Origin of the sequence: Bordetella pseudohinzii, from assembly GCF_000657795.2 — a bacterium.
In the GTDB taxonomy this organism is placed as follows: Bacteria; Pseudomonadota; Gammaproteobacteria; order Burkholderiales; family Burkholderiaceae_B; genus Bordetella; species Bordetella pseudohinzii.
This window is the reverse complement of the sequence record NZ_JHEP02000002.1, coordinates 451,930-464,014: the sequence shown is the minus strand read 5'-3', so window position 1 is coordinate 464,014 and position 12,085 is coordinate 451,930. Positions and strand designations below refer to the sequence as shown.

The window sequence follows — 12,085 nt, the reverse complement described above, 5'->3', positions numbered from 1 at the left end:
GTATCCTTATCAGCCCACGACGTTGACCAATTTGCCCGGAACGACGATCACACGCTTGGGCGGGCGGCCCTCCAGGAAGCGGGCGACTTCTTCCTGGGACAGGGCGATCTGTTCGATGTCTTCCTTGGGAGCCTTGGCGGCCACGCGGATCGCGCCGCGCAGCTTGCCATTGACCTGGAGCATGAGTTCGATCTCGTCGGCCACCAGCGCGGCTTCGTCCACATGCGGCCAGGGCGCATCGAGGAGGTCGCCCAGCTCGTGGGCAAAGCCCAGATCGCGCCAGAGCTGCCAGGTGATGTGCGGCACCACGGGGTAGAGCACGCGCAGCAACAGGCCCAGGCCCTCGGCCAGGGCGGCATCGCTGGCCGCGCCTTCGGGCAGCTTGGCGTTGTCGATGGCATTGAGCATCTTCATGCAGGCCGACACCACCGTGTTGTATTGGATGCGCTGGTAATCGTACTCGGCCTGTTTGAGCAGGCCGTACAGTTCGCGGCGCAGGTCCTTGACCGCGGCGGGGGCGTCCTGCCAGTCGCTGCCGCGGGCCAGGCCGCGGGCCACGGCCTCGCGCTGCTCATAGCCCAGCGACCACAGGCGGCGCAGGAAGCGGTTGGCGCCTTCGACCCCCGAGTCCGACCACTCCAGCGTCTGTTCCGGGGGGCTGGCGAACATGACGAACAGGCGCGCGGTGTCCGCGCCCAGCGTGTCGATCAGCGATTGCGGATCCACACCGTTGTTCTTGGACTTGGACATCGTGCCCACGCCGCCATAGGTGATTTCGGAGCCATCGGACTTCAGGCGAGCGCCGATGATGGCGCCCTTGGCGTCGTAGGTGTTTTCGACTTCTTCGGGCCAGAAGTACTCGATGCCGCCCTGGGGCGTGCGGCGCGAATAGATATGGTTGAGCACCATGCCCTGGCAAAGCAGCCGCGTGAAGGGCTCGTCGAACTTGAGCATGCCCAGGTCGCGCATGACCTTGGTCCAGAAGCGCGCATAGAGCAGGTGCAGCACGGCATGCTCGATCCCGCCGATGTACTGGTCCATGGGCATCCAGTAATCGTTGCGGCTGTCGACCATGGCCTGTCCGTTGCCCGGCGAGGTATAGCGCATGAAATACCAGGACGAGTCCACGAAGGTGTCCATGGTGTCGGTTTCACGGCGGGCCGGCTTGCCGCAGGAGGGGCAGGCGCAGGACAGGAAGGCTTCGTTCTTGGCCAGCGGATTGCCCGAACCGTCGGGGATCAGGTCTTCGGGCAGCACCACCGGCAGGTCTTGCTCGGGCACCGGCACGGGGCCGCAATCCGGGCAATGGATGATGGGGATGGGCGTGCCCCAGTAGCGCTGGCGCGAAATCCCCCAATCGCGCAGGCGATAGGTGGTCTGTTTTTCGCCCAGGCCCTTGGCGGCCAGGTCGGCGGCGATGGCGTCGATGGCCTCGGCCGACGTCAGGCCGTCGTACTTGCCCGAGTTGATGGCGCGGCCGGTCTGCTTGTCGCCGTACCACTCCTGCCAGGCCGCATCGGAATACGTCTTGCCTTCCAGAGCGATGACCTGGCGGATGGGCAGGCCATACTTGCGGGCAAAGGCGAAGTCGCGTTCGTCGTGGGCCGGAACGCCCATCACCGCGCCGTCGCCGTAGCTCATCAGCACATAGTTGCCGACCCAGACTTCCACCGGCTGGCCGGTCAGCGGATGCGTGACCGACAGGCCGGTGCGCATGCCTTCTTTTTCGCGCGTGGCGATCTCGGCCTCGGTCGTGCCGCCGAGCTTGCATTGGTCGATGAAGCTGGCGAGCGCGGGATTGCCGCGCGCGGCCAGCGCGGCCAGCGGGTGCTCGGGCGCCACGGCGCAGAAGGTCACGCCCATGAGCGTATCGGCGCGCGTCGTGAAGACAAACAGCTTGCCATCCTGGATGAGCTGGCCGTTTTCGTCCTTGATGTCATGCGGGAAGGCCAGGCGCACCCCTTCGGATTTGCCGATCCAGTTTTCCTGCATGACGCGCACGCGCTCCGGCCAGCCCGGCAGGCTGTTCTTGACCTGGTCGAGCAGTTCGTCGGCGTAGTCGGTAATGCGCAGGTAGTAGCCCGGGATTTCGCGCTTTTCGACCGGGGCGCCGGAGCGCCAGCCGCGTCCGTCGATGACCTGTTCGTTGGCCAGCACCGTCTGGTCGACCGGGTCCCAGTTCACGACCTGGGTCTTGCGGTAGGCGATGCCTTTTTCGAGCATCTTCAGGAACAGCCATTGGTTCCATTTGTAATACGCGGGATCGCAGGCGCACATTTCGCGCGACCAGTCGATGGCCAGCCCCATCGCCTTCATCTGCTTCTTCATGTAGGCGATGTTGTCGTAGGTCCACTTGGCCGGCGGCACCTTGGACTTGATGGCGGCGTTTTCGGCCGGCATGCCAAAGGCGTCCCAGCCCATGGGCATCAGCACGTTGTAGCCGCGCATGCGCAGCTGGCGCGCCATCATGTCGTTGATCGTGTAGTTGCGCACGTGGCCCATGTGCAGCTTGCCGCTGGGATAGGGCAGCATGGAGCAGGCATAGAACTTGGGCTTTTCCGAGCCGTCGGCGTTCTTGGCATGCTCGTGGACGAGATAGGCGTCACGGGCCTGCCAGTCTTGTTGGGCGGCCGCTTCGACGAGGGTGGGTTGATAGCGTTCCTGCATGGACTCGTGCGTAGAAATGGGGATGGATGCGCCCGGCGGACGGGCGCTCAAAACCCTAGATTATAGGAGGTGCTAGGCCCGGGATGGGGACGGACGGTTTCCGGGGATGCGCGCGCCTGGCGCCAGGCAGCCATAGGCCAGGGCCAGCAGGGCGGTCGCCGCGCCCGTCGCGGTCACGCCGTACCAGCCGAAATGTCCGTAGATCCACGCCGAGGCGAGCGAACCGGCCGCCCCGCCAATGAAGTAGGCCGTCATATAGCCGGCCGTGAGGCGGCTGCGCGCCTCGGGGCGCAGGCGGTAGACCGCGCTCTGGTTGGTGACGTGCACGCCCTGGATGGCCATGTCCTGGATGACAATGCCGATCAGCAGCGGGATGACGGCATGGGCGCCCCAGGCGATCAAGGCCCAGGAGCCGAGCAGCAGGGCAAGGCCCACGACGGTCGCCCGGTTGCCCAGGCCCTGGTCGGCCATGCGGCCGAAGCGGCGGGCGGCATAGGCGCCCATGGCCCCGGCCAGGCCGAACAGCCCGATGGTGGTCATGCTGTAGCCATAGGGCGGGCTGGACAGCAGGAAGGTCAGCGGCGTCCACAGCATGCTGAAGCAGGCGAACAGCAGGCCGCCGATCAGGGAGCGTGCCCGCAGCAGAGGCTCCTCGCGGTAGAGCCGCCAGATCGACAGCAAGAGGCGCGCGTAGCTCAACTGGGCCGAGCCAGGGTGGTCGGGCAGGATGCGCCACAGCACGGCCGACATCGCCAGCAGCAAGGCGGCGGCGACCCAATACACGGTGCGCCAGCCTCCCAGGTCGGCCAGCACGCCGGCCGCCGTGCGGGCCAGCAGGATGCCCAGCAGCAGCCCGCTCATCAGCGTGCCGACGATGCGTCCGCGCTGCGCGGGATCGGCCAGCGTCGCGCCGAACGGCACCAGGACCTGGGCCACCACCGACAGCATGCCGGTCAGGAAGGTGCCCAGCATCAGCCAGCCCAGGCTGGGGGCGTTGGCCGAGATCAGCAGGCCGCCCGCCGACAGGGCGGTCATGAAGACGATGAGGCGGCGCCGCTCGAGGATGTCGCCCAGCGGCACGAGCAGCATCAGGCCGACGGCATAACTGAGCTGCGCGATGGTGACGATGCTGCCGGTGGCGGCATTGGACACCTGGAATTGCTCGCCGATGATGTGCAGCAGCGGCTGGGCGTAATAGTTGCTGGCCACGGCCAGGCCGGTGGCCGCCGACATCAGGAAGACCATGGCGGGGGTGAGGCGGGAATTCACAATGCCACGCCTCCGGGGGCATGCCGGTCATGCTCGGCCAAAAGGCGTTTGAGCAGGCCGGCGAGCTGGCGGCGTTCGGCCGCGTTCAAGGGCGCCAGGGTTTTTTCCATTTCGTCCAGATAGTCGTCCAGCACCTGGCGCAAGGCGCGCTGGCCCTGCGCGGTGAGCGAGACGATGACGCTCCGGCGATCGTCGGGGTTGGGGTTGCGCGAGATGAGGCCGGCGGATTCCAGGCGGTCCAGGCGGTGGGTCATGGCGCCTGAAGACAGCAGCAGCGCGCCCGTCAATTGCTGCGGGCTCAACGAATAGGGCGGGCCGGCGCGGAACAGGGTGGCCAGCAGGTCGAATTCGCCCTGGTGCATGCCGTGGGCGCGAAAGGCCCGGTCGGCGTTGCGGGCGGCGACGATATTCATGCGGAACAGGCGGCTGCACACCGCCATGGCGGAGACATCCAGGTCGGGGCGCTGCTGCGCCCACTGGGCCAGGACGAGATCGACATGGTCTTTCATGAGCATTTATCTTTATTTAAAGTATCTTTATATCAAGATAACTGCCGGGCATGCAAACGCCAAAAAAAAGAAGAGCCCGCCTAGGGCGGGCTCTTCCCGGTTTGACCGGAAGACGTGGCTTATTGGGCGGCGTCTTTCAGCTTCTTGAGCGGGCGAACCTTGACCTTGACCGAAGCGGGCTTGGCCGGGAACCAGCGCTCTTCGCCGGTGAAGGGGTCCTTGCCGAAGCGCTTGGCCTTGGCCGGAACCTTTTGCACGGAGACCTTGAACAGGCCGGCCAACGTGAATTCACCCGCGCCCTTCTTGTCGACCGAACCCAGCACGGCGGCTTCGAGGCCGGCCAGGACAGCCTTGACCGACTTGGCTTCGACGCCGGTGTTTTCGACCAGGTGAGCGACCAGCTGCGACTTGTTCAGCGCTTCCTTGATGGGGCGCACGGCAGCGGTGGCGGTCTTCTTCACGGCCGGCTTGGTGGCGGCGGCCTTTTTGGCGGGGGCCTTCTTGGCAGGGGCCTTGGCGGCGGTTTTGGTGACTTTCTTGGCAGGAGCTTTTGCTTTGGTAGCCATGGTCAAGATCCGTATGTTGGGTAATAAAGCGGCGCTTGCGACGGATGTCCGGCACCACGCGCCCGATGATAGCGGAAAGTCAGGCGCGTGCATGCATTTTTACGCTGTTTAATGCCTATGAGATGTTGTTTTCGCGAGAAAGCGCATGCGCCAGGACCGCGCGAGGTCTTGTTTTAAGGTGTTTGCGGCGTTGCGCAGCGTTGCATGGCCGCCTTGCGCGGATTACGCTAGGCGCCTTGGCGCGGCGGGACGCGCTGTCCACGGAAGGGGAGATCATTGCGCGTTGCCGGATGGATGGGAAGCTGGGTTCATGACATTACGCCGGCTGTTCTGCGCAGCGATGCCGCGGCCGGCCTGCTCGGCGCCCTGCTGGTGTTGCCGCAGGGCATGGCGTTTGCCCTGTTGGCGGGTTTGCCGCCGCAATACGGGCTCTATACCGCGATCGTGCCTTGCGTGATCGCCGGCCTGTTCGGATCGAGCCGGCACGTGCTGTCGGGCCCGACGAACGCCAACTCGCTGGCCTTGTTCGCGGTGCTCGCGCCCATGGCCGTGCCGGGCTCGCCGGGCTATATCGAATTGGCGCTGGCGGTCACGGTGCTGGTCGGACTGATGCAGCTTGCCGTGAGCCTGCTGCGCCTGGGCGTGCTGGCCAATTTCATCTCGCCGGCGGCCTTGTTCGGGTTTACCAGCGGCGCGGCGATCCTGATTGCCCTGCATGCCTTGAAGGACGCTTTCGGCATTGCCCCGGAGGCCGCGCACAGCTTGTCGGAAACTTTCTCGGCGCTGCTGGCCGGCCAGGTCAGCGCCGCCGCCATCGCCGTGACCCTCGCCACCCTGGTCTGCGCCCTGGCGGTGCGGCGCTGGGGCCGGCGCCGGCCGCATATGCTTGCCGGCCTGGCGGCGGGCACGGCCGCGGGCTGGCTGGCCGGGCTGCTCGGCCAGGGCGTGGCCGTCCTGGGGCCGATCGCACAGCCCCTGCCGCCGCTGCATCTGCCCGAGGTGGACTGGCGGCGCTTGCCGGACATGCTGGGCGTGGCCGTGCCCCTGACCATCGTGGCCTTGGCGCAATCCATCTCCATCGCCAAGGCGGTGGCCCAGCGTTCGGGCCAGCCCATCGATCCCAATCGCGAGTTCTTCGGCCAGGGCCTGTCCAATGCCGTGGGCGGGCTGTTCTCCTGTTATCTGTCCTGCGGTTCGTTGAATCGCTCCATGCCCAATTACGAGGCGGGAGCGCGCACGCCGATGGCGGCGGTGTTCTCGGCGCTGATCCTGGTGGTCCTGATCCTGCTCAGCGCGCCCCTGCTGGCGCATATTCCCTATGCCGCGATCGCCGGCCTGTTGCTGCTGGTGGCCTGGACGCTGCTGGATGTGCCGCGTTGGCGCTGGCTGGCCCGGGTGGACCGCAACGAGGCCATGATCGCCGCCGCCACGCTGGCCGCGACGCTGTTCATCCGCATGGAAGTGGCCATCATGCTGGGCGCCCTGCTATCGCTGTCGGCCTATCTTTACCGCACCTCGCGTCCGGCCATGCGCATCATGGGCTTCGACGCCAAGGATCCCGCGCGGCATTTCATCGTGCGCGAGGGCCACGACTCGGCGCTGCCGGAGTGCCCGCAGTTGCGTCTGCTGCGCATGGAAGGCTCGGTCTATTTCGGCGCCGCGGCCTATGTGGACGAGCGGCTGGCGGCCTTGCGCCAGAACGGCGCTGCCCATCTGCTGGTCATGACCAAGAGCATGAACTTCATCGACCAGGCCGGGGCCCAGGTCTGGGAGGATGAGCTCAAGCGCCGGCGGGCGGCGGGAGGCGATCTGTATTTCCATCGTCCGCGGCCCGAGGTGCTGGCGACCTGGCGGCGCACGGGCTTCATCGAGCGCCTGGGGCAGGACCACATTTTTCCTGACAAGACCACGGCCATTGCCAGCATCTACCAGCGGCTGGATCCCGCGGTGTGCCGGGCGTGCGAGGCGCGCTGTTTCCGCGAGTGCGGGCCGCCCGGCACGGCGCATCAGTCCGGCCAGGCCGACAGCGCCGCGCCGCCGGAGGCGAAGCGCGAGACGTCATAGGCAGGCGGCGTCCGGGCCGCTTCCTGGGTGTTTTCCTGGGCCGCTTCCTGGGTGTTTTCCTGGGCCGCTTCCGGGACGGCAGGCGCGGGCCGGGCCGGCTTGGACAGATCGCGCATGCGATAGGCCGCGCCGTCCGGCAGCTGCAGCCGGCTGCCGTCGATGTAGCGCAAGGCGTCATCCCATGCGCCGACAAACAGGCCCATGGTGGATTGGTGGTCGATCTTGCGGTACTGGATCGGCCCCAGGGGGGTGTCCAGCTGCAGCCCCTGAAGCGCGTCGGCGAGTTTTTCCGCGTCGGTGGATTGGGCCAGGCGCAGGGCCTGGGCCAGGGTCTGGAGCGTGATATAGCCTTGCAGGGCGGGCAGGGTGGGCGCGCGGCCGGTGCGGGCCGTGTAGGCCGATGCGAAACCGGCCTGGCTGTCCGAATCGCCATGGGCTGCGGCGATCCAGCCGGCGGGCGCGGGGCCGGGCAGGTCCTCGCCATGCGTGAGCACCGCGGGCAGGCGATCGGCAGGCGGCTGTTCCAGCACGAGGCGGGTAAAGGCGGCCAGGTCGGGGCCGTCCAGGGCCAGGAACAAGGCCTGGGGGCGGCTTTCGCCAACGGCGCGCAGCAGTTCGGCATCGGCCTGGCCGGGCGCGACGGCCAGGCGGCTGACGATCTCGGTCTTGGACTGGAAGGCCGTCATCATGGAGGCGAAGGTGGCGGCTTCTTCCTCGCCCCGCTGCGACTGCGTGTAGACCAGCGCCCAGCGCTTCTGGCGCAGGGCCAGCGCGCGCGGCGCCAGCGCGGCGATGCGCATCCGGGTGGAGGGCGGCAGGCGGAAGGTGTAGCGATTGCCCTCCTGCCAGATCAGGCGGTCGGTCTGCGCGCGGCCGGCGAGATAGGGCAGGCGCCATGCCGCGGCCTGGCGGGAGGCCTGCAGGGCCAGGGCGCTGTCCGAGACGCCGTCGAATAGCAGGGCGATGTCAGCCGGGCGCGCCTCGCCTGAGGAGAGGTCCACGGCGACGACTTCCAGGGGGCGGCCCAGCACGCCCGCCGCCTGGTTGATTTCGTCCAGCGCCATGCGCCATCCCTGCCCGAAATCGCTGGTATCGGGCTGGGCGTGGGCTTCGCCCAGCCGGATGGGGGCGGGCGATTCGGCATGGGCGGCGCTGCCCGCCAGCAGGGCCAGGCCAAGAACGAAGGCGACGGGAGAGGGCATGGTCGGACAGGTATGGCGTCTTTGCGCCGAGTGTAGCGGCGCTGGCGCCGGGCCGGCGCGGCGAGGTGGCGCCATATCCTGCCGCTTTCCGGCCGCGAAAAAACAAAAAGCCCTGCATGAGCAGGGCTTTTGACCAGGCCGCGCTGAATTACTTCAGCTTGGTTTCCTTGTAGTCAACGTGCTTGCGAGCGACGGGATCAAACTTCTTGATCAGCATCTTCTCGGGCATGTTGCGCTTGTTCTTGGTGGTCGTGTAGAAATGGCCCGTGCCGGCGGTCGACTCGAGCTTGATCTTTTCGCGGATACCTTTGGCCATGTCGGGCTCCTAGTATGAATTTGCAGTTCGTGGCGCTACGTGGCGCACAGAGTGGGGCGTATGGTGGCTAAGCGGTTGCGGGCTTAGACCACTTCGCCGCGTGCGCGCAGGTCGGCCAGCACGGCGTCGATGCCGTTCTTGTCGATCGTGCGGATGGCCTTGGCCGAAACGCGCAGGCGAACCCAGCGGTTTTCGCTCTCGACCCAGAAACGGCGCGACTGCAGGTTGGGCAGGAAGCGACGCTTGGTCTTGTTGTTCGCGTGCGAAACATTGTTGCCCACCATCGGGCCCTTGCCGGTTACTTGGCAAACACGTGCCATGGATGCACCTCTCGTTTATTTGCCGGGTATGTCGCAAGGCCGAGGCTGTGGGAGATATTCGCACCAGCGGTGATCAAGTCACCCGCCAGCCACCCAAAACCTGGATGAGGGCCGCCGCGCTGAGGCCGCCGTACTTGCCGGCAGCCGGGCTGGCCCGTGCTTATACCCGCTTAGCCGCTGACTAGATAACACCCAGGCAGAAGTAAGTAATGTGGCAACTACAAAGCATAGTAGTCGCGCACGGGATATGGGATTAATGCTTAGTCATCGACTATACAACGAAATGCAAGCCTGGGTCAAGCGCCGCGTCTTGCCACCCTGCCGGCGGCCCACGAGAGGCAGGCGCAACAGGCCAGCACCGTGGTCAGGGGCAGGGGGCTCTGAGTTTGCCAGACGCTGATCAGCAGCCCGGCCAGCGCGCCGCAGGACAGCTGCAGGGTGCCGAGCATGGCCGAGGCGGCGCCCAGGCGCCGGCCTTGTTCGGACAGGGCCAGCGCGGCGGAGTTCGGGTTCACAAAGCCCTGGCTGAACATGTAACCGATCAGGCAGGCCATCAGCACCGGCAGGCTCATCAGCCCCGCCACGGTCAGCAGCACCGCGGTCAGGCTGGCGATGGCCAGGGCGTTTTGCGCGCGGCGCTGCAGCGTGGCCGGCTGGTGGCGGCGCAGCAGGCGGGCGCTGATCTGCGAGCCGAAGATGAGGGCGGCGGCGTTGATGCCGAACAGCAGGCCATAGTATTGCGGCGCGACACCATAGAACTCGATGAAGATGCGCGGCGAGCCGACGATATAGGCGAACATGCCGGCCTGGCCCAGCCCGCCGGACAGGCTATGGGCCAGGAAGGCCCGGTGCGACAGCAGGGCGCGGTAATTGCCGAAAATGGTGTGCCATCGCAGGGGCACCATGCGTTCGGGGGCGAGCGACTCCTTCATGATGAATACGACGCTGGCCAGCATGGCCGCGGCGGCCAGGACCATGAGCCAGAACAGGCTGCGCCAGCCCACGATGGCAAGCAATTGCCCGCCCGCCACCGGCGCCAGGATGGGGGCCAGACCCATGATGAGCATGAGCAGCGACATGGCGCGCGCGGCGTCCTGGGTTTCATAGTGATCGCGGATCACCGCGCGCGGGATCACGACGCCGGCCGCGCCGCCCAGCGCCTGGACCACGCGCCAGCCGGTCAGGGTTTCGATGCTGCCCGCCAGCGCACAGCCCAGCGAGGCAATGATATAGAGCACCAGCCCCGTCATCATGGGCAGTCTGCGCCCATAGCGGTCGGCCAGCGGTCCGTAGACCACCTGGGCCATCGCCAGTCCGATAAGGTAGGCGGCCAGCGTGCGTTCGACATCCCCGCGCGTGACGCCCAGTTCCTGGGCGATCGTCGGAAAAGCCGGCAGATACATATCGATGGAGAACGGCCCGATGGCGGTGAGCGCGCCCATCAGGATCAGCCAGCCGGGCAGGCTGCGGCCCAAGGAGTCGGAACGGGGTGAGGGCGGTGGCGAGGGTGGGGGCATCGGGCGGGAAAAAACGGCGGAAAACCTCGGCGTATTCTGGTTCTGTCCCGGAATACGGCCAAGCCGACGACTGTAGCACGCACGACCTTACGTGCAAATTTCAACAATTTTCCGATAAAGTCGCCCTGTCGTTCATGTTCAGTGGAGAGGGAATTGGTAAATCCTTTGCTGTCTGTTGTCGAACGCAAGCTCACCGCGCTGCCGGTGTCCGTGCAATTGCAAATGCCCGATGGAACCGTCCTGGGGCCGCCCGATGCCAAGGTGCGATTCGTTGCCCGCGACAAGGGGGCGCTGGCCCACCTGGCCGAAGGCGCGGTCGGCGTGCTGGGCCAGGATTATGTCGAAGGGCGCATTGATATCCAGGGTCGGATGCGCGACGTGATGGCCGCGGCCGCCGCGCTCCTGCCGGGCTCGCCGGTCGAGGCGGCGCGGGGCGGCTGGCTGACCGAGCTGATCCGCAAGGTCACGTCCGTCTGGCGGCATTCCGTCGAGCGCGATGCCAAGCAGATCGAATTCCACTATGACCTGTCGGATGATTTCTACGCCTTGTGGCTGGATCCGCGCCGGGTCTATTCCTGCGCCTATTACCGTGAGCCCGGCATGACGCTGGCCCAGGCCCAGGAGGCCAAGCTGGATCTCATCTGTCGCAAACTGCGGCTGCGCGAGGGCGAGCGTTTTCTGGACGTGGGCGCGGGCTGGGGCGGCCTCTTGCTCTGGGCCGCCGAAAACTACGGCGTGGATGCAACAGGCATCACGCTGTCGCGCAACCAGCATGCCCACGTGAACCGCCTGATCGAGGCCAAGGGCCTGTCCGGGCGGGTGCGCATGGAGCTGCTGGATTACCGCAAGCTCGACGAGAGCCAGCCCTACGACAAGATCGCCTCGGTTGGCATGTTCGAGCATGTGGGCCGCGCCCAGCTGCCGGGCTACTTTGCCAAGCTGCGCAATCTGGTCAAGCCCGGCGGTCTCATCATGAACCACGGCATCACCGCTGCGGGCGTCTATAACGCCGAACTGGGCAGCGGCATGGGCGAGTTCATCGAGAAGTACATCTTCCCGGGCGGCGAGCTCACCCATATCAGCAGTGTGCTCGAGGCCGTGACCGGAGGGGGGCTGGAAGCCTGCGACGTCGAAAACCTGCGGCCGCATTACGCGCGCACGCTATGGGCCTGGAGCGACGAGCTGGAGTCCAAGCTGGACGAAGCCGCGCGGATTCTGTCGGGCGAGCAGGGCGCGCGCTCGCTGCGCGCCTACCGGCTCTACCTGGCGGGTTGCGCCATGGCCTTCGAGCATGGCTGGATTGCCCTGCATCAAGTCCTGGTGAGCACGCCGGCCAAGGGGGACGACCAGGAGTTGAACTACCCGCCGGACCGCCAATACCCCTGGCGGCGGGAATATATGTACCAGGACATCAAGGCCTGAAGCCCACAGCCCCCCCCCGGGGGCTGTTTTTTTGCCCGGATTCTGGCCGCCGCCCGGGCATGACATCGGCTTTACCCAGGTCAAAATCCAATAAATTAGTAACTTAATGCAACGTTGGGCGCGTGTTTTTTGTTGCACCGCAGCGGGAGGGGAATTCCCAGCGCGGCGCCCTGCCGCTCAGGACTTTCCCTAGGCGTTTACAGACCAGAATGCTACTGAATGTAATCACCAAA

At 66.3% G+C, this 12,085-nt stretch carries 10 protein-coding genes; 2 read left to right on the top strand and 8 right to left on the bottom strand.

All coding sequences use genetic code 11. The features are described from left to right. Positions 1 to 9: 9 nt before the first annotated feature. The 4 genes from leuS to L540_RS04305 all read right to left on the bottom strand — a co-directional run bounded on the left by leuS (position 10) and on the right by L540_RS04305 (position 5,011). Positions 10 to 2,667 carry a leucine--tRNA ligase gene (gene leuS / locus L540_RS04320; RefSeq protein ID WP_043212300.1) on the bottom strand — a complete coding sequence of 886 codons (2,658 nt, stop codon included), beginning with the start codon at positions 2,665 to 2,667 and terminating at the stop codon, positions 10 to 12. A gap of 72 nt (positions 2,668 to 2,739) precedes the next feature. After that, on the bottom strand, positions 2,740 to 3,912 hold the full coding sequence (locus tag L540_RS04315; protein ID WP_331456656.1) for an MFS transporter: 1,173 nt from the start codon (positions 3,910 to 3,912) through the stop codon (positions 2,740 to 2,742). Positions 3,913 to 3,932: 20 nt separating this feature from the next. Then, on the bottom strand, positions 3,933 to 4,445 hold the full coding sequence (locus L540_RS04310; RefSeq protein WP_043213034.1) for a MarR family winged helix-turn-helix transcriptional regulator: 513 nt from the start codon (positions 4,443 to 4,445) through the stop codon (positions 3,933 to 3,935). Positions 4,446 to 4,564: 119 nt separating this feature from the next. Continuing rightward, positions 4,565 to 5,011: an HU family DNA-binding protein gene (locus L540_RS04305; RefSeq protein WP_043212302.1), complete on the bottom strand. Its 447-nt coding sequence runs from the start codon at positions 5,009 to 5,011 to the stop codon at positions 4,565 to 4,567. A gap of 294 nt (positions 5,012 to 5,305) precedes the next feature. Here L540_RS04305 and L540_RS04300 point away from each other — a divergent pair, with 294 nt between their 5' ends. Next, positions 5,306 to 7,075, top strand: a complete 1,770-nt coding sequence (locus L540_RS04300; RefSeq protein WP_043212305.1) for a SulP family inorganic anion transporter — start codon at positions 5,306 to 5,308, stop codon at positions 7,073 to 7,075. Here L540_RS04300 and L540_RS04295 read toward each other — a convergent pair. The 4 genes from L540_RS04295 to L540_RS04280 form a co-directional block, all read right to left on the bottom strand. Continuing rightward, positions 7,018 to 8,277, bottom strand: coding sequence for an ABC transporter substrate-binding protein (locus L540_RS04295; protein WP_068945271.1), 1,260 nt, complete (start codon positions 8,275 to 8,277; stop codon positions 7,018 to 7,020). The genes L540_RS04300 and L540_RS04295 overlap by 58 nt on opposite strands. Positions 8,278 to 8,425: 148 nt before the next feature. Continuing rightward, positions 8,426 to 8,593 carry a 50S ribosomal protein L33 gene (gene rpmG, locus L540_RS04290; protein WP_003810296.1) on the bottom strand — a complete coding sequence of 56 codons (168 nt, stop codon included), beginning with the start codon at positions 8,591 to 8,593 and terminating at the stop codon, positions 8,426 to 8,428. 83 nt (positions 8,594 to 8,676) lie between these two features. Next, a complete protein-coding gene (gene rpmB, locus L540_RS04285) occupies positions 8,677 to 8,913 on the bottom strand; it encodes a 50S ribosomal protein L28 (protein ID WP_029578899.1) in 237 nt (78 codons plus the stop codon). A gap of 296 nt (positions 8,914 to 9,209) precedes the next feature. Continuing rightward, positions 9,210 to 10,355 carry a multidrug effflux MFS transporter gene (locus L540_RS04280; RefSeq protein WP_043213037.1) on the bottom strand — a complete coding sequence of 382 codons (1,146 nt, stop codon included), beginning with the start codon at positions 10,353 to 10,355 and terminating at the stop codon, positions 9,210 to 9,212. 240 nt (positions 10,356 to 10,595) lie between these two features. Here L540_RS04280 and L540_RS04275 point away from each other — a divergent pair, with 240 nt between their 5' ends. Next, on the top strand, positions 10,596 to 11,852 hold the full coding sequence (locus tag L540_RS04275) for a class I SAM-dependent methyltransferase (protein WP_043212312.1): 1,257 nt from the start codon (positions 10,596 to 10,598) through the stop codon (positions 11,850 to 11,852). Positions 11,853 to 12,085: the final 233 nt, after the last annotated feature.